The sequence below is a fragment of the Chryseobacterium sp. CBTAP 102 genome (assembly GCF_003201365.1).
Classification (GTDB): domain Bacteria; phylum Bacteroidota; class Bacteroidia; order Flavobacteriales; family Weeksellaceae; genus Chryseobacterium; species Chryseobacterium candidae.
In genome coordinates, this window is record NZ_QICX01000004.1 from 81914 (window position 1) to 101031 (window position 19118).

Annotated in this window: 16 protein-coding genes; 2 read left to right on the top strand and 14 right to left on the bottom strand. The window is 35.9% G+C overall.

Annotated elements, in window-relative coordinates; translation table 11 throughout:
* Entirely contained in the window at positions 1-240 is a 240-nt protein-coding gene (locus C8D70_RS07260) for a hypothetical protein (protein ID WP_002977986.1), read from the top strand.
* A gap of 48 nt (positions 241-288) precedes the next feature.
* On the opposite strand, the gene C8D70_RS07265 is transcribed toward C8D70_RS07260, so the two are convergent.
* The 5 genes from C8D70_RS07265 to dnaN all read right to left on the bottom strand — a co-directional run bounded on the left by C8D70_RS07265 (position 289) and on the right by dnaN (position 6790).
* On the bottom strand, positions 289-699 hold the full coding sequence (locus tag C8D70_RS07265) for an META domain-containing protein (protein ID WP_047433591.1): 411 nt from the start codon (positions 697-699) through the stop codon (positions 289-291).
* 490 nt (positions 700-1189) lie between these two features.
* Entirely contained in the window at positions 1190-3592 is a 2403-nt protein-coding gene (gene pheT, locus C8D70_RS07270; RefSeq protein WP_110366876.1) for a phenylalanine--tRNA ligase subunit beta, read from the bottom strand.
* 206 nt (positions 3593-3798) lie between these two features.
* Positions 3799-4416, bottom strand: a complete 618-nt coding sequence (locus C8D70_RS07275) for a DUF417 family protein (RefSeq protein ID WP_110366877.1) — start codon at positions 4414-4416, stop codon at positions 3799-3801.
* A 63-nt stretch (positions 4417-4479) separates the two neighbouring features.
* The gene (locus tag C8D70_RS07280) at positions 4480-5310 is read right to left on the bottom strand and encodes an AraC family transcriptional regulator (protein WP_076597273.1); all 831 of its coding nucleotides are present in this window, start codon (positions 5308-5310) and stop codon (positions 4480-4482) included.
* A 349-nt stretch (positions 5311-5659) separates the two neighbouring features.
* On the bottom strand, positions 5660-6790 hold the full coding sequence (gene dnaN / locus C8D70_RS07285; RefSeq protein ID WP_110366878.1) for a DNA polymerase III subunit beta: 1131 nt from the start codon (positions 6788-6790) through the stop codon (positions 5660-5662).
* A 184-nt stretch (positions 6791-6974) separates the two neighbouring features.
* On the opposite strand from dnaN, the gene C8D70_RS07290 reads away from it, so the two are divergent.
* Complete coding sequence (locus tag C8D70_RS07290) at positions 6975-7331, top strand: diacylglycerol kinase family protein (RefSeq protein ID WP_110366879.1); 357 nt, start codon at positions 6975-6977, stop codon at positions 7329-7331.
* 146 nt (positions 7332-7477) lie between these two features.
* On the opposite strand, the gene C8D70_RS07295 is transcribed toward C8D70_RS07290, so the two are convergent.
* The 9 genes from C8D70_RS07295 to purB all read right to left on the bottom strand — a co-directional run bounded on the left by C8D70_RS07295 (position 7478) and on the right by purB (position 18905).
* A complete protein-coding gene (locus C8D70_RS07295) occupies positions 7478-7936 on the bottom strand; it encodes a GyrI-like domain-containing protein (protein ID WP_110366880.1) in 459 nt (152 codons plus the stop codon).
* A gap of 334 nt (positions 7937-8270) precedes the next feature.
* Positions 8271-8603, bottom strand: a complete 333-nt coding sequence (locus C8D70_RS07300) for a gamma-glutamylcyclotransferase family protein (RefSeq protein ID WP_076597270.1) — start codon at positions 8601-8603, stop codon at positions 8271-8273.
* Complete coding sequence (locus tag C8D70_RS07305) at positions 8603-9232, bottom strand: SGNH/GDSL hydrolase family protein (RefSeq protein ID WP_110366881.1); 630 nt, start codon at positions 9230-9232, stop codon at positions 8603-8605. The genes C8D70_RS07300 and C8D70_RS07305 overlap by 1 nt, the downstream gene beginning before the upstream one ends.
* Before the next feature lie 451 nt (positions 9233-9683).
* Positions 9684-10097 carry a ribonuclease inhibitor gene (locus C8D70_RS07310; RefSeq protein WP_110366882.1) on the bottom strand — a complete coding sequence of 138 codons (414 nt, stop codon included), beginning with the start codon at positions 10095-10097 and terminating at the stop codon, positions 9684-9686.
* Complete coding sequence (locus tag C8D70_RS07315) at positions 10078-13773, bottom strand: phosphoribosylformylglycinamidine synthase (protein WP_110366883.1); 3696 nt, start codon at positions 13771-13773, stop codon at positions 10078-10080. Before C8D70_RS07315 ends, C8D70_RS07310 begins: the two co-directional genes overlap by 20 nt.
* A 26-nt stretch (positions 13774-13799) precedes the next feature.
* Positions 13800-14801 carry a YhcG family protein gene (locus C8D70_RS07320; protein WP_228407998.1) on the bottom strand — a complete coding sequence of 334 codons (1002 nt, stop codon included), beginning with the start codon at positions 14799-14801 and terminating at the stop codon, positions 13800-13802.
* Between the two features lie 211 nt (positions 14802-15012).
* Complete coding sequence (locus C8D70_RS07325) at positions 15013-16440, bottom strand: serine hydrolase (RefSeq protein WP_110366885.1); 1428 nt, start codon at positions 16438-16440, stop codon at positions 15013-15015.
* 17 nt (positions 16441-16457) lie between these two features.
* Positions 16458-17429 (bottom strand): WG repeat-containing protein, encoded by a 972-nt coding sequence (locus tag C8D70_RS07330; RefSeq protein ID WP_228407999.1) that lies wholly within the window; start codon positions 17427-17429, stop codon positions 16458-16460.
* Positions 17430-17477: 48 nt separating this feature from the next.
* A complete protein-coding gene (purB, locus tag C8D70_RS07335; protein WP_076597264.1) occupies positions 17478-18905 on the bottom strand; it encodes an adenylosuccinate lyase in 1428 nt (475 codons plus the stop codon).
* Between the last annotated feature and the right edge of the window lie 213 nt (positions 18906-19118).

The window sequence follows — 19118 nt, forward strand, 5'->3', positions numbered from 1 at the left end:
ATGAAATTACCAAAGTTTTTATTAGCAGATAATTCGGAATTTCCAGAGGATCTATTCGTGGTTCATACAGAATATCCAAGATTTATCTTAAACGTTGAGGAAGAAGAAGTTGAGTGGTTAGATGATCTTGAAGGTGATGATGAAGAAACGATGGCAGACGAGGCTACTAAAGTAGTAGAAGCAGCATTCAAATGGTGCGATGAAGAGTTGGCTAAGTACGATGAAGAAGAGGAAGATTAATAACACTCTAAACATAAAAAAGGAACTCTATTGAGTTCCTTTTGTTTTTTATTCTGATTTAGTGAATTTCAATAGTAAAAGATTGTCTTTGTACAATTCTAAAGTATTTCCTGAAACCACATATTTATTAGCTTTTCCCATCATATCCATAAAATTCTGCTCTACTCCGATGTTGCTGCACATCATTTTTGTGGATCCCATCTGTCCGGCTGTAAAACTTCCTGTAGAAGGATCAATTGTAGCCGTTCCGAAATAGTTATTACATCCTGCATTTCCAGTGATCTTTTCTCCTTCAATATTTAATGTTGGAACTTTACCTTTTACCGTTTCAGCCAATGTCCATTTTGTGCTGGCAAGAGCAGGCTGAGCTTTTCCCACTTTAGATGCAGACGGGCTTGTCATAGATCCACATGAAGCCAAAACTGCAGCTGTACATATACTTAAAAAAAGATTTTTCATTTTTTTCTTTTTGAATTAACCCAAATTTACGGAAATTATATTATTTAAACGGGTTGCAATGAATTTTATTATTCTTTAACAGTTGATATTTTGAATAATTTTCAGAGTTATTTTTACACTGTTGATAATCAAAAAAAGGGTTGAAAGCGTTAAGACATAAGAGCTTTATCTGCCCTAAAGTTGTAGCGTTGCCTTTGCCATTCCGAAGGAATCTATACTATAACTGGTTTATAAAATATATTGAGGCATCTACGGAGTGACAAAGACTGTGGATAGATTGTTTTTATACAAAATTTTCATTTTAACACGAATAACACTAATATTTTCACTAATATCACTAATGCGATTCAATATGAACGGGCTTCAGCCCGTTTGTTTAAAACACAAACAGACCAATGGCTTTAGCCCAAGCCTGACAACAACTCAATAAAACAAAAAAACGGACTTAAAAAAGTCCGTTTCTATTATTAATAAAATGTATTTTCAAGTATTAAGATCTCAACTCTGCGTTGAATTCCTTCTGGAAAGCTTTGATCAGAGAATCCATTACTTCAGTAATCTCTTTTTCTTCAAGAGTTTTCTCTTCATTTAACAACTCAAAACTCATCGCATAAGACTTCTTACCTTCAGGAAGATTTTTACCTTCATATACATCGAACAGGTTAATATTCTTAATGAATGGAGATTTGTTCTTCTTAGCCGTCTGATATAAATCCTGATAGTTTACCGTTTTATCAATCAGTAAAGCCAGATCTCTTCTGATTTTGTTGAATTTCGGAATGTCTTTGAATTTTAATTGATTTTTAGAACGAAGTTCCTGAGCATATTCCAGTTCAATCTCTGCATAGAAACATTCCTGATCAATATCAAAGTCTTTTAATAAGGCCGGAGATACTTTTCCAATTCTTACCAATGCTTTACCGTCAACTTCATATGCCAGTGCATCAGAGAATCTTTCATCAGACAAAGCAACTTCTTTATAATCCACAGCAAGTCTTTCCAGTAAAACTTTTACATAGGCTTTAAGATTATAGAAGCTTACCGCAGATTTTGGCTGAAGCCAGTTTTCGGCAACATCTCTTCCTGAAACCAATAAAGCTAATTGTTTTCTTTCTTCGTATTTATCTTTTTTGTGATAAATTTTTCCTGATTCGAAGAACTTGATATCCTGATTCTTTCTGTTGATATTGTATACTGTATTCTGAAGAAGTCCTTCTAATAAAGACTTTCTCATGAATGCCAGATCACCGCTTAAAGGATTCAATAGCTTTACAGCATCTGTTTCATCTTTTACAGAAGTTAATGAGTTGTTCATCACTTCATTGAAACCAAGCCCCTGTAAAGTTCTTGCCCAGCTGTTTTCCAGCTCATCCTGATCGTTAGTACTCAGTTTAACCGGCGTAAATGAAAACTTCTGTGGAGCATCAATTTTATTGTATCCGTAGATTCTTAAGATCTCTTCAATCACATCAATTTCTCTTGTTACATCTGCTCTGTAAGCAGGAACAGAGATTTCAAAACCGTTTGGAATTTCATTTAAAACCTGAATTTCCAATGCTTTTAAGATTTCTTTTACTTTCTCTCTGTGAATTTTTGTTCCTAAAATCTGCTCAATTTTAGAGAATCTGATAATCACATAGTTATCTTCTATTTTCTTAGGATATTCCTCCAGTAACTCTCCTACTAATTTTCCTTCAGCAATTTCCTGAATCATTTTAATAGCGTGAGTGATGGCTGTTCTTGTAAGATTCGGGTCTACTCCTCTTTCAAATCTGAAAGAAGCATCTGTATTCAGGCTGTGCGCTTTAGCTCCTTTTCTTACAGCAACCGGGTTAAAGTAAGCACTTTCAAGGAATATTGTTGTCGTTGTTTCTGATACTCCTGAGTTCTCACCTCCGAATACTCCGGCAATACACATTGGTTTATCTTTACCGTCTTTGATCATGATTTCAGAACCATTCAATGTTCTTTCAACACCATCTAAAGTCGTAAATTTCGTTCCGGGTTTTACTACACCTACTTTCACTTTCTTATCTGCAATTTTATCTGCATCAAATGCGTGAAGCGGCTGTCCGTACCCGTGAAGAATATAGTTGGTAATATCTACAACGTTATTGATCGGGCTTAATCCGATCGCTTTCAATCTGTCTTTTAACCACGATGGTGATTCTGCAACTTTTACATCTTCAATCACAGCTCCGATATATCTTGGACACAATTCTGCATCTTCAATTTCCAGTTTAAAATCATGAGTTCCCTCGTTATTCAAAGCTTCAGAAGCTACTTTATTAAATTGCGACTTCAATTGGTTTGTAGAAAGGTAGGCATGTAAATCTCTGGCAACACCATAGTGAGACATAGCATCTGTTCTGTTCGGCGTTAACCCGATTTCAAAAACCTCATCATTGGTAAGTTCAAAATAGTCAGCAAAGTTTTTCCCTACTTCATATTGGGTTTCATCCAGTACCATGATACCTCCATGATCATCACTAAGACCAAGTTCATCTTCTGCACAAATCATTCCCTGGGAAACCTCTCCTCTGATTTTGGCTTCTTTAATTTCAAAAAAGTTTCCTGTTTTGTCATAGATTTTAGTTCCGACAACAGCTACCGGAACAGTTTGCCCAGCTTCTACATTAGGAGCACCGCAAACAATGTTCAGCACCTTTCCGTTTCCTACGTCTACAGTTGTCTTCTTCAGTTTGTCAGCATTAGGATGTTTTTCGCAAGTTAAAACTTTACCTATAATAATTCCTTCCAGGCTGCCTCTTACACTTTCAAATTTATCTATCCCTTCAACCTCAAGACCAATATCTGTAAGGAATTCACCGATTCTTTCAGTTTTTGATTCCGTTTTTACAAAGTCCTTCAGCCAGTTGTTTGATATTTTCATTTGTTAATCTATCTCTTATTTAATTCGTCAGATGAGTTTTAAGATTTCATCTGTTCTATTTTGAAACTTTTATTTGAAATTCCACGCCTTATTCCGGTATGATTTTTCGAGCTACAAATGTCGTGTTTTTTTGAGAAATAGAGAAATTTAGAAGCGATTTTAAGATAATAAATTTTCGTTAATCTTTCAGCTGCTGATTCGGGAATCTACTGCCTCAAAGGTCTTACTACCTTCTTCAGGCTGTCTGAAAATAATACCAGCCCTCCGGTCATCATGATAATATCTTTCAAAACCAAACGTCCTGCTCCTGACAGATATGGAAAACCAGACTGAGGTGTTACTCCATCTCCGCCAAGATTGGGGACATAAACTTCAGGGGTAGTGATCAGAAACGACAACGTAACCAATGACATTAAAAATGTTAATACTCCACCCAAAGCTCCAATTTTAGGAAACCAAATTCCCAGTAGCACCATAGCTCCTATTACAACGATCATTGTCCCTAAACCGTAGGAAAAGGCATAGGTTCCGTTTTCCTGATGCCAGTCAATATTTTTCTGAACCACTTTTCCTTCCGGATTTTTATACAAAGTGTATTCTGCAACCCGTTTTTTATCTGCATTAATAACTTTATTACCTGCATTTTTGTAGAAAAAACTCATCAGTGGACTATTGGCTACGAAAGGTACAATTCCGTCGGCTTCGTAATGAAATGCCTTCAGGCCTCCAATCCAGACCATAACGATGAAAATTGAAATTCTGAGAAAATTTAAAAAGTAAGCATCCAATTGTAAGAGTTGCTGGTAAATTATGTTGTTTTTCATGTGATTTATTTTCCATCAAAGGTATTCACATGGTTACAGCGTCAACATAGACATTTCAGGATATTACATGGACATTTTTGCGACCACAGAGATTCCTACTTTCTCTCTGTAATTTTTTGGAGAACACCCTACCGCTTTTTTGAAATACCTGCTGAAGTAGAATTCATCTGCAAATCCCAACTCAGAGGCAATTTCCTTTACAGATCTGTAAGTTAAATGCAGTAACTTTTTTGACTCCAGGATAATTCTTTCGTTGATAAGCTGTGTGGGTGTTTTGGAAAATTCTTTTTTTACAGCTTTGCTCAAAGTATTATTGGTGATGTTCAGTTTGTCACTGTAAAATGACAGTTCTTTTTCCGCTTTAAAATGGGATTCCAGCAGTTTCTGAAATTCTGCAGCATTTTTATTGGGAAGCTTTTCGCTAGAAACCAAGGTATTTTCAATACTGATTTTCTGTTTGCTGCCAATAGCAAGAATTAGCTGAATATAGGTCTTGATAATAGATTCCGAAAATGGATGTTTTTCAGATTCTTCTTTTTGAATATGATTAAAAAGCTCAAGAATATAATTGAAGTTTTCTTCTGACAGCTCAACGCCTGGATTCAGATAAATATTATTGAAGAGAAGCCCGTTGCATGCTACTTCTTCCTTGTGATACTCTATACAATAATAATCCCCATGAAAGAAAAGTATATGGATGTTTTCCTCCGATTCAGCAGCCAGTTTCAACTTCTGATAAGGAGAAAGAAACAGAATATTATATCCGCCGTAAGAATAATTAATAGCATCTACAGAGAAAACACCAGACCCTTTCCACAGAATTACACTGTAGTTTTCTGTAGTGAATTCTGAGGGAAAATCTGAAGTGTGATAAAGCTGTATTTTTATTTCCATGAGGAGTTGATTTAAACACTAATGACGCTAATGATTCACAAATAACACTATTTATTTAATATTCTTTTGAATACGCCTTTTTCTTATTATACTTTTGCCTTGAAGCAAAAGTATACAAAAGTTCAAGACGGGAATCATCCGCTAAAAATTTGAATGTACTCCTAAAATTTCCAAACTCGCATGGATCGTCTGATTCTTCTTCGGTTCAATAATATATCCCATGCTCAGACAATGGAAATTTTTTGGCGGATTACCTTTAAATTTTCTTAACGCTCCTAATTCCTAAGTCGATTAGACCCTACAAAAAAAGCCGGAAAATTCCGGCTTTCTATTATTTGTTATGCTAATATTACAATCCGATAACCGGCATTGATAACATTAAGATATTTTCGTTTTCTTCAAGACCATCAAGAGGTTCAATGATCCCTGGTCTGTTAGGCTGAGACATTTTCATGGTAATATCATCAGATCCTAAAATCGTCAGCATTTCTGTTAAGAATTTTGAACTGAATCCGATGTTGATATCTTCTCCGTTGTAGTCACAAGGAATCTGCATGTTTGCTTTGTTTGCATATTCAGTATCTTCAGCATGAAGGTGAAGAATATTTCCAGAAAGTTTGAATCGTACCTGATTGGTAGATTTATTAGACATGATGGATGCTCTTTTGATCGCTCCCAACAAAAGGTTTCTGTTGATCGTCAATACATTTGGATTTTCCTTCGGAATTACCGCTGTATAGTTTGGATATTTTCCATCAATCAGTCTGCAGATCCAGATATGCTTGCCAAAAGTAAATTTAGCCATATTCTCATTGAAGTCGATGGTAACGTCTTCATTGGAAGTTGCCAGGATATTTTTGAAAATGTTCAGAGGCTTTTTAGGCATGATAAACTCCATCGGTTCGGCATTCATCAGGTCAGCTCTTTTGTACACCACCAATCTGTGGGAGTCAGTAGAAACAAAATTGGTTTCGTTTTCTCCAAACTGGAAAAGAACTCCTGTCATTACCGGACGAAGAGAGTCGTTACTGGTAGCAAATAAAGTATTTGTCAACGCTTCAGACAAAACTCCTGCCGGCATCGTTACACTTTGTGAAGCGTCGAATTCCGGCAATTCAGGATAGTCATCAGCATTGTCTAATGCTACTGCGAAATTATCTTTTTCGTCTAAAATCTCAAGCTGGCTTCCAGTACCTTCGGCATTGTCTTTTACAACAAATGTGAGAGGCTGTTCACCATATGTCTTGATAAAATCCTGAAAAATTTTAGCAGGAACAGCAAATTTACCTGTATCATCAGACTTTACTTCCAGAGAAGTAACAAGAGTTGTCTCGCCGTCAGATGCTGTAATGGTAACATTATTTCCGTCTAATTCAAAAAGATAGTTTTCTAAAATCGGTCTCGATTGAGAGCTTGATATTACGCCACTTACAGTTTGCAAAGCCTTCTGCAGTTCACCACTTGAAATAATAAATTTCATAGATTTATAAAATAAGTTTCTACAAATATAATAAATAGATACAACAAAGAAAAGAATAATATGGGGGAGTTTTTCACAAAGATCCTTAATTTGTTTTGAGCCTTGACATTATGCCTGTATTTCTTCAGAGATTCATTTTTTTATCAAAATACAAAGCCTATCTTTGCCTGAAAAGTTCAAAACCATGCAAAAACCTCCTATCCATAAAAGTTTTCTCAATGCTTTCCGGGGTGTTTTCATGATGATAAAGACGGAAAGAAATTTCCAGATTGAGCTTCTGATATTCTTCATTAACCTTTTCTTTATTTTTTATTTCGATTTAAGTTATACAGATGCAGCATTGGTTCTTATAGCCTCATTTGCTGTCCTAAGTGCTGAAATTTTCAATACTGCTATTGAAAAGATCTGTGATATCGTTCAACCTGATTTCGACAAAAGAATTGGCTTTATTAAAGACATTGCAGCCGGAGCTGTAGTGCTTACGGCTATTGCTTCTGTGAGTGTTGGGATTCTGGTGTACTGGAAATATTTTTTTAGCTGAGCCGGAAGAAAGAAGCTGGGAGCTGGAAGTTTTAGACCACCCCGTCAAAAATTCTTTGAATTGTTGACACCCCTCCGGAGGAGGGGAATGTTTAGTCCTTCGGTTCTAAATTTGTGATGATTAGAGATATTTTATTTTTTCATCTTTTATTTCACAGCGATGAAAATATCAACTTCTGCGTCTGAAGGATTCTGTGCTTTTTCTCCGTAGACTTCAAAATCGGCAGTAAATATCCTGTCCAAGTCCATATTCCAGATTTTTAACCATTCATGAATTACCAGGTCTTTTGAAAGATCTCCTTTTGTAGTAAATTTCAGATAATCTCCGCCATCAAAAGAATAACCCGTCATTCCTTCCGGAATATAGTTAAGATTTTCTACTTTACATCCGAGTACTGTTGTATAAGGCTTTGTGTGGTCTTTTTCGTAATCCGTGTAGATAGAATAAATGGTATTGTCTATTTTATTTGGAATGGAATTGACAATATTCCCGCTGATCATTTTCTCCCATAGAAGCGGAATATCTTTTCCTGCCTGTCCATTTTCATTGGTTGTTCTTACTGAAATTCCGATGACCTTAAAAGGTGCCACTTTTACGTTATTCATTTCTTGATTTTTTGTTAGGACAAAGATAAAAACAGGTTGTGACAAGGGTATGTCAGCAGTTTTTTAAGTTTGGGCTGAAGCCAGTGAATTTATTTTTATAGGATAAGTGGGCTAAAGCCCACTTCTATTGAATATTAAATTTGTCATATCAGTAGAAAAGCACCTATTAAGTCTAAAAGTATTCCATTTGCGAGATCTGCGAGAGAAGATTCAAGCTTAGATTCCTTGCTTTGCTCGGAATGACAAAGAGACCGTTGGAATTATATCCTTGATAAAATCATTTGAATCATAGTTCTAACTCTTATTTGAGATTACTTCGCGTTGCTTGCAATGACTATTTCCCGACATAGATAAACCCTTTTTTTCCAGATTTAAAAACGGTTTCGATTCTTTTGTAATCATCCACTTCGTATTCATCAGCCTGAAGGATTTCTTCTTCTGTCACCTCAAAAAGCATTCCTTCAACCTCATCATTATCATTTCCTGAAAATTCAAGTACGGGATGGTATTGCTGACCGCTTTTCCGAAGTACTTCAGGATCTGTAATTTCAAGCATACTTAATTTGTAGCCTGATAAAGTGTCTTTTTCACCTTGTAAAAGTCTTCCGAAGGTTTCCATTTGAACCTGCTCTTTCTGCAGGGTTCCGTAAGAAAATAAATGAGGCATTATAAATATTTTTCAATGATTGGGATTGCGATTTCGGCCATCATTCCATAGCCTTTTTCGTTGGGGTGTACACCGTCTGCAGACAATAAAATTTCCTTATCTTCTAAAAATGCAGAATAAAAATCAATATACACCAACGCCTCTTCGGCTGCAATATTTTTCAGAATCTGATTATAAAGCACTACATCTTCATTGATTCTCTTTTTCCCGGAGCTTACCACTACTCCATGTATCTTTTGAGAAAAAGGGAGAATACTTACCAGATAAATCTCATTGGAAAACTGTCTGGCATGTGCTACAGCTTCTTTAATATTATTTTTAAATTTTTCAGGATCTACGATCTGTACTCCATCTTTTACCGCAAGATCATTGGCTCCGTAACTTAGAAAAACAATATTTCCATCAGCTGAATTTCTTGCTTTTAATTCGTAAGGCATTCTTTTCAGTAATCCTTCAGTGGTTTCTCCTCCTATTCCTAGATTGAACAGGATGAGTTCATCTCTGTTTCCTTCATGAAATTTCTGCAGGGCATATCTTTTCAGAATATCTACCCAACCGCCAAAAACTCCGTCATATTCTCCGTAAGTAATGCTGTCACCAAAGAACAGCCCGTACATAATTTTCTTCATTCAACTTCTATTGTTTCCTTTTTTGTTAAAGTAAAAATAGTGAGAAAAATTATATTAATATCTTTCAAATTGTAAGTTTTTAACGCAAAAGGCGCAAAGTATTATATTAATTTTTTCGTTCGCAAGGGCGTTTCACTCAGCAATAGACGTATTTATATCCTTGTTGAATTAAGTGATTTGAACCATTAAGGTTTTGTAAGAAATGAAGAATTATTAAGGTAACAGCTGAAGTTATTATTTATTTATTCATCCTAGATGAATCTTAACTCACCTTACAATCTTTATTATTCTTAATGGTTAATAATATTTTCTGTTTTTTTGACGCAAAGATCTTATTGTTAGCATATTGACCAAAGTAAGCAAAGAAGGAATCAACAAGTTGATTTGATAAAGCTAGCTGGAAATGTCAACGCTACAAAATTTCCACTCATTACTCATTACTCATTACTCATCATTCCAGTCTCAGTATAATATTGGTATGTGATTTTATAATTTCAATCAGGATTTCAAAAAGCGTTTGTTCTTTTCCTTCAATCAATTCGTCTAATTTCCGCTGAATCAATTCTATGTTGAAAGGTTTTCCCTGTCTGATTTTATTTTCATAGAATTCACGGGTAGCCTTAAAGCCTAAGTCTTCTTTTGACTTCTGTGATTCTTTCCAGATGATTTCAATTTCTTCTTTGTTTTCAAATACTCCGAAACCTCCGTAAAGGATGTCATCAAAGCCATCCAACGTTCCTACTTTCCAATCCAAATCCTTCATCAGCACGCGGGAAGCTTCTTCGTAAAAACCTCCTAAAGACGAAAAATGACCGCCATGGATGACGATCATTTTTCTTGTATTGTTATTTGAAGTATTCAACACCGTTTTTGAATATGTTGTGATAATTCGCGGTTGGTATATTCTTCATGAGACCTTCAGCAAAACGTTCCGGATGTCCCATTCTTCCGTAGATCTTTCCACATGGGCTGGTCACTCCTTCAATTCCGAATAATGAATTGTTCGGGTTGAACGGCATTCCGTGAGCAATGTTTCCATCGAAGTCGATGTACTGTGTTGCAATCTGCCCGTTTTCATACAATTTCCTGATTTCTTCTTCTGAAGCCATGAAACGTCCTTCTCCATGAGAGATCGGAATGGTGTAAGTCTGACCTTTCATTCCTTTTAACCATGGACTTTCATCGTTCACTACCTTTACAGTAACCATCTGAGAAATGTGTCTTCTGATGGCATTGTGAGCTAATGTTGGAGAGTTTTCATCCAAATCCTTGATTCTTCCGTAAGGTAACAATCCTGATTTCACCAATGCCTGGAATCCGTTACAGATCCCGATAATCATTCCATCTCTGCCTAATAATTCGTGTACTGCATTTTTCATTTTTTCGTTTTTCAGAACGTTTACAATGAATTTTGCAGAACCATCCGGCTCATCGCCCGCAGAGAAGCCTCCTGAGAAAGCAAGGATCTGAGATGTTCTGATCTCTTCCACCCATGCATCAATGCTTTCATCGAGTAACTGGTGATTGATATTGATTAAAGGCAGACTGCTTACTACAGCGCCTTCTTTCTGGAATGCATTCAGCGTGTCATATTCACAGTTGGTTCCCGGGAATACCGGAGCAAACACTTTAGGCTGTGCAATCCCGTGTTTTTTAATGATAATATTTCTTGGATGGATTGAGTTTGATTTTGCATCAATTTCAACCGTGATCTTTTCTTTTTCTACTGTCGGGAAAAGGTTCTCGAAAGTATTGGTATTAGCAGCTACAAGATCTGTAATGTTTGATTCAATACCGTTAATTTTCAAGGTTCCTGAGCCTTTTACTTCTCCGATCAACTGAAGGGCAGCTGCGCTTAATTCTTCTTTCGCCTCGATAACTAAGCTTCCGATATTTTTCGCTAATAATGCATTTTCATCAGCATTGATCTCTGCTCCTAATCTGTTTCCGAAGCTCATTTTGGCTAAAGCAACTGCAAGACCTCCTTCTTTCACTGTTTTCACAGAAACAATTTTTCCTGCTTTGATGTTTTCGAAAATGAATTCAAAAATTTCTTTTAAAGCACTATAATCTGGAAGCCCGCTTTCCTGAGCGATATGATTGAAGAAATACAGTTTGTTTCCTGCGCTTTTCAGTTCAGGAGAAATGATATTTTCTTTATCTCCGTTAGCACATGCAAAAGAAATCAGGGTTGGCGGAACATTAAGATCCTGATACGTTCCACTCATGGAATCTTTACCTCCGATGGCTGCAAGACCTAAATTGATCTGCGCATCATAAGCTCCTAAAAGTGAAGCTAAAGGTTTACCCCATTTTTCAGGATTTTGTCCTAATTTTTCGAAGTATTCCTGGAAGCTAAGTCTGATGTTTTTATAATCACCTCCCATGGCTACAATCTTCGCCACACTTTCTACAACAGCGTAAGATGCTCCCAATAATGAGTTTTGTTTTGAGATTTCAGCATCGAATCCCCAGCTCGCCAGAGAAACGGTTTTAATGTCTTTTGCTCCTAAAATTGGTAGTGTCTGCACACTTCCTTCCATTAAGGTTTGCTGATATTTTCCACCTAAAGGCATTGCTACTGTTGTTGCTCCAATTGAAGAGTCGAACATTTCAAGCAGTCCTTTCTGGGAAGCTACGTTTTTATCTTTTAAGATGTTCAGGAAGTTTTCTGCGGTGAAAGCTTTTGTTTCTTCTTTGACTTCTTCAAGGTGAGTGATCTTCACTTCCTGAGATTTTGAACATCCGTTGGTATCTAAGAAAGCTCTTGAAAGGTCTACAATTTTGTCTCCTTTCCAGAACATCTGCATTCTTCCTGAATCTGTCACTTTTGCTACTTCTACGGCAACAATGTTTTCAGCTTCACAGAATCTGATGAATTTTTCTTTATCCTGAGGATCTACTACCACCGCCATTCTTTCCTGAGATTCAGAAATAGCCAGCTCGGTTCCGTTTAATCCTTCATATTTTAATGGTAATACATCAAGGTTCACTTCTAAAGAGTCTGCAATCTCACCGATTGCCACGGAAACTCCTCCTGCTCCGAAGTCGTTTGATTTTTTGATCAGCTTCGTTACTTCAGGATTTCTGAATAGTCTCTGAATTTTACGTTCTTCTACCGCATTTCCTTTCTGAACTTCGGAACTCATGGTGTGGATTGAAGTCTCGTCCTGTTCTTTTGAACTTCCGCTTGCTCCTCCTACTCCGTCACGACCTGTTGCACCTCCTAAGATAATGATGGAATCACCATTTTCAGGTTTTTCACGTCTTACCCAATCTACAGGAACTGCTCCGGTAACGAAACCTACTTCCATTCTTTTGGCTTTGTAGCCTTCGTCATAGATTTCAGAAACCATTGTGGTAGCAAGACCGATCTGGTTACCGTAAGATGAATATCCGTTGGCAGCCTGTTTTGTAATGGTTTTCTGAGGTAATTTTCCTGGTAAAGTTTTGTCAACAGATTCTAAAACGTCTGCAGCACCTGTTAATCTCATCGCCTGGAAAACGAAAGATCTTCCGGATAATGGGTCTCTGATAGCACCTCCCAAACAAGTAGAAGCCCCTCCGAAAGGTTCAATTTCTGTTGGGTGGTTGTGTGTTTCATTTTTGAATAATAAATACCAAGGCTCTTTTTTACCGTCGTATTCTGCTTCAATCTGGATGGTACATGCATTGATCTCGTCTGAGATAACAAGATTATCCAGGTTTCCTGTCTTATGGAAATATTTACCGCATACTGTTGCAAGGTCCATTAATGAAATGGGCTTCAGCTCACGGCCTAAGAATTTTCTTTTTTCGATATAATCATTGAAAATGGTTTCCAATGTGTGTTTGAACTGACCTTCAAACTGAATGTCTGACAACTGTGTTTCGAAAGTGGTGTGACGACAGTGGTCGCTCCAATACGTGTCTAATACTTTTAATTCTGTTTCCGTAGGATTTCTTTCTTCAGTTTTGAAGTATTCCTGAATGAATTTCAGGTCATCCAATCCTAATGCAAAACCATGATTGTTATAGAAGTTTTCAAGTTCAGCATCATTAAAATTGATGAAATTTTCATGGATGATTACTTTTGACGGTGCTTCTTCTGCAGGAATATCCAGAACGGATAAGTCTTTTTCCTGAGATTCCACTTTGTTGATCAGAAGGTCTTTGATTTTAACCAAATCTGATTCGGAAACGCCTTCAAATTCGATCAGCTTTCCACTTCTTACTTTTGATTTTTCATTTTCTGTCAGCAAAGCGATACACTGTTGTGCAGAGTCTGCTCTCTGATCATACTGTCCCGGTAAAAATTCCATTCCGAAATGAATAGCTTTTGCAGGGTTTTCTGAGTGTAAAATATCAGTAACAGGGTCTACGAAAGTGTTATTCACCACTTTTTCAAATTCTCCGTCATTCAGGTTGAAAATATCATATACATTGTATACTTTCACGCTTTGAACTGCCGGGATAACCGCTTTTACTTCATCAAAAATTTTTGGACTTTCAACATCGAAAATTCCTCTTTTTTCTACGAAAATTCTTTTGTTATTAGACATTAGATGTCAGATTTTTAATATTAGATTTATTTTTTATTTTCAAATTTATTTCTTGCTATCTCTATTGAACGATGCAATTTTTCAAGCAAAACTTTTTCAGAAGGTAAGATAAGTAAATATTCTGCTACTTTTATATTATCCCCTTCCAGATTCATGAGTTCTATATGTTCGGAATTTTTTCCTGAACAAAGGATTAAACCAATGGGAGGGTTCTCCCCTTCTACTTTTTCATATTTATTCAGATATGAGAGATATAGCTCCATCTGACCTTTATGACTGGCTTCAAATTCACCTAATTTTAGCTCGATAACAACTAAAGATTTTAGTTTCCTATGATAGAAAAGTAAATCCAGGTAGTAATCTCTATTATCTATTGTGATTCTTTTTTGTCTTGAAAGAAAGGCAAAATCACTTCCCAACTCAGAAATGAATTTTTGCAGCTCCACGATAATGGCTTCTTCCAAATCTTTTTCAGAAAAGGTATCTTTCAATTCTAAAAAATCAAGAAAATAGGGGTCTTTAAAAACTAAATCAGGATTTAAAATATTCTTTTCAGACCAGTTTTTCAATTCTTTATCTATTATTTCCTCAGGCTTTTTGCTTATTGCTGTTCGTTCAAAAAGCAGAGAATTGATTTTTTCTCTCAAGACTCTGACACTCCAATTTTCAATTTTACAAACTTCAAGATAAAAATTTCTTTTAGTATCTTGTGAAATAGGAATGAGAAGCAGGAAGTGAGTCCACGATAATTGTCGCATCGCTGATGCGACAATATTAAAATCATTAAAAACAGACGCAAACTGCATCATTTTTCGGATATTTTTCTCGGAAAATGAATTTCCAAATTCTAACGTAAGTTGTTGAGAGATCTGTACAATAACTTCTTTGCCATACTTTGCTCTCTTATTATCTAAAACATCTTCATTTATTCTTTTCCCTATTTCCCAGTATAAAACCACCATTGCCGAGTTTACCTGAGCTGCAACCTGACTTCTTGTCTTGTCTACCAGCTCCTTAAGATCGGTCATTAATTGTTGATGATTTTGATTCTGTAACATCATTAAAAATTAAATATCAGATTTTTAATATTAGATTTATTTTTCTTTTTACTTTCTGAGTTCAGAGTATCCCTATCAGATTGTTGCATTCTGTACAGATCCTCTGTTTGAGTGTTATCATCCACTCTATATTATTGAGTACAAATTTACTCTTTTACTTTCTTTTTCTTCTATCTTTTTCCTATAATACCAGTGTCAGATTATTATCTTTGGTACCGTCATTATTGGATGCGTTTTTAGAAGCTCCAATCCATTCTTCTTTATTCAGTACAAATTTAAAGGAATAGGACTTTCCTTTTTCAAATCGAGAGACAGGAACTTCAAGTTCATAAAGGTTTTTACCCTTCTTTATCATCTGATATTCTTTATTTTCTGGATCCCAGTTATTGAAACTTCCTGCTACAGTCATGGTATTGATAAGGTTTCCATTCATATTTTTCGGATGTGCGTAAGAAAAAACGATTTTATCCTTCTTTATGTAATATCCATACACCTGCTTTTTATCTGAAGTAGAGACAAGATCAGCTACTAAACTTGTTGTACCATTATAAAGTGCGGAAAATGTTTCAGGTCCATTAATGTTTACAATGATGCATACTCCAATATTCAATTCTGGAAACACTGTAAACAGGCTATTTATCCCATAAGATCCACCATGCTTAAAGCCTCTTTTACCATGTTCGGTAATGCAATATCTGTCCCAAAAATATCCATACCAAGCTTCTTTACTATTTTCAATATTTCTTTGAGATTCCTGTACGGTTTTGTTTTGTAAATCGAGTTCTTCTTTTAAAAACTTCACCATATCACCCATTGTAGATTCTGTTTTCGAACCCCCTGAACCCCACAGAAGGCTTCGTGAAACGGGCATTAAACGATAATTATCATGATATCCATTAGCCTGAACTTCATTTTTATCAAGCTCCAGTTTAGTATGGTTCATTCCGGTTTTTGAAAAGATATTTTCTTTCAAAAGGGTTTCATAGCTCTTTCCGTAAATATTTTCCAGCATAAGACCGGTTAATTCCAGACTTGTATTGCTGTATTTATATTTTGTACCTGGTTGTGCATCTAATTTTACAGCAGCCAGGTCTTTTTTAAAGTCTTCTTTTGTATATCCGTCATTAAGCTTTTCGTATAGAAAAGCCGTTTCATCTGTCATGTTTTTTCTCAGCTCATCATCAATAGGGAGATTTCTAGGTAAGGCGGTTTCATAAGAAATTACATTCCTGACTTTTATGGGAACACCATTGTATTCTAAGTTGGGATAAGGTTCTTTCAGATACTTGCGTATATCATCGTCAAGGCTTACTTTCCCATCCAGGACTGCCTGTGCCAGCAATTGCCCTGTAAAAAGTTTGGTAATGGAAGCTATAGCAAAATAAGTATTATCATCCGCTTTATTCCCTTTTCCTTTGTCTATTTCTCCAAAGTGTCTGGTATAGATTTTTCCATCTTTTATAATTCCGACAGAAACTGAGTATGCTTTTGATTCTTCTGCAACTTTCTTCGCAGCTGCATCTATGAATGAATAAACTGCTTTATCTGTTTGTGCATAATTTTTCACAAATCCCAAAGCCAACATCAATACTATTATATGTTTTGTCATCTGCTAAGTAAGTTCTGCTATTTGTTTATAAATTTATTAGGGTTATCCTTATGCTTCCTCTGAAAATCTTCTGCACTTTCTATTTCTTCCTTTAACCAGTTTTCAAAAGGAATCTTCTTTTCATTAAAATCCCCTATTGCATAAAATGTTTTTCCATCTTCTGAGACCAGAAATTTGAAACTATAAAGCATATCCAATTCTTTTTTCCTGTAATCATAGGCATTTACCTGATAAAAGGGGAAGTTTTCTTTGGGTCTTTCTACAATTTCAAAAAACAGATTTTTTTCTTTTTCAGAGAGTTTGCTGTAAAAATTTACATAATGAAGATCTGAAAGCTTTTTCTTCTGCTTTTCAAAAAACTGAAGGATATTCTTCTCTTTTTCATTGTATTGAAAAGGGTTCGGATAATATTTTCCGTCTATTTCCACCTCTTTCTCTGTTGGTTTTGACAATGGCTGAATGGTTTGTCCTTTGACATTCATTACACCCCATTTTCCGCCTACAATAGATCTGTGCTCGTCATTTGTTTTTTCCCAGTCGCAGCCGTCACAAAAGGTGGCATATCCGTAATTAAAAGGAAATGCAAAATCATGCTCAGCTTCAATAATTATCTTTCCGTTTCGGTCTGCAAATCCTACTTTACCATTTTTAACCAATCTTCTTAAACCTTCGGAGAAGTAATCTGCTCCATTATCATAAAGGAAAGGCTGGTACAGAAATTTTCCATTTTTGTCATACACATATCCCCATGCATTTTTCTCCGGTTCTTCGCCTTCTTTACTTCCATCAAAAAGAATGGTTTCTCCTTCTACAGGATCTCCGTCTTTAAGGAATGAAAAGATTTTGAACTGTGCCGGAACAATTATTTTTCCAGCTTTATCTTTTACTCCAACTAAAGAATCTTTGGATTTAAAATAATGTAAATCCACCTTATTTTGAGAAAAGGAAATGATTGGTGTTAATAAAATGGCTACCAGTAGTTTTTTCATAAACGGGGTTGGAAATAAAATATGCAGCCCAAAAGACTGCATATTGTTTTATACTTTAAGATCAGCTTCCAATCCTATTAAATCTTTGTTTTGGTCTATAATCGGCTGCACTTCATTTTTAATGAATTCCTCCGTCTGGATCGGCGCGAAACCAATAAAGTTTTTAGGATCTAAAACTTCTTTCAGTTTTGATTTGTCCAGTTTTAAAGAATCATCGTTTAAGATTCTTTCGATAAGGTCGTTTTCTTTTCCTTCTTCTTTCACTTTCTTGGAAGCTTCCATCGAGTGAACTCTGATCACTTCGTGGATTTCCTGACGGTCACCACCAGCTTTTACTTCTTCCATGATAATGTATTCTGTTGCCATGAAAGGAAGTTCCTCCATAATGTGCTTGTTGATTCTGTTTGGATAAACAACGATTCCGTTCATAATGTTATTCCAGATTAATAGAATAGCATCAACTGCTAAAAATGCCTGAGGAATTGTTAATCTCTTGTTTGCAGAGTCATCCAGTGTTCTTTCAAACCATTGTGTAGAAGCTACCATTGCAGAACTCGTTGTAAGAGACATTACATATTTTGCCAATGCTCCGATTCTTTCGCTTCTCATTGGGTTACGCTTGTAAGCCATCGCCGATGAACCGATCTGGTTTTTCTCGAATGGTTCTTCAATTTCCTTAAGGTTTTGAAGTAGACGTAAATCGTTTGTGAATTTATGCGCAGATTGTGCAATATTTCCTAATAAAGCAACTACTTTCGCATCAATTTTTCTATCGTAAGTCTGTCCGGAAACTCCAAAAACTTTTTCGAATCCGAATCTTTTTGAAAGTTCTTTATCTAAATGCTTTACTTTAGAATAATCACCGTTGAACAGTTCAAGGAAACTTGCAGCAGTTCCTGTAGTTCCTTTTACTCCTCTGAAACGCAGGGTTTCAAGGAAGAAATCCAATTCTTCGATGTCAAGAACCAAACTCTGCAACCAAAGTGTAGCTCTTTTTCCAACTGTTGTTAACTGAGCCGGCTGGAAGTGGGTGAATCCTAAAGTGGGAAGGTCTTTATATTGAATCGCAAAATCCGAAAGATTTTTCATCACGTTCACCAACTTTTTCTTCAAGATTAAAAGTCCGTCACGGATTTGAATTAAGTCTGTATTGTCTCCTACAAAAGCCGAAGTTGCTCCCAGGTGGATAATTCCTTTTGCTGAAGGCGCCACATCACCATAAGCGTGAACGTGAGCCATTACATCATGACGGAATTTTTTTTCGTACTCTGCAGCTTTTACGTAATCGATGTTTTCAGCATTAGCTTTTAACTCAGCGATCTGCTCGTCTGTAATATCAAGTCCGAGGTCTTTTTCGATTTCAGCAAGAGCTATCCAAAGCTTTCTCCAATTCTGGAATTTGTTATTGTGTGAGAAGTTAAATAACATTTCTTCACTGGAGTAGCGCTCTTCCAATGGATTTTTGTAGGAATTCATTCGTTCTTTTACTTTTTAGATGCACAAAAATACGGTTTTTCAGTGAGAGATAAAAATTCTGATTTTATGATTTTTCAACCCTATTCTGAATCAAATAAAAGATTTTCATTTATACTTTTGCCTTGAAGCAAAAGTATACAAAAGTTCAAGACGGGAATCATCCGCTAAAAATTTGAATGTACTCCTAAAATTTCCAAACTCGCATGGATCATA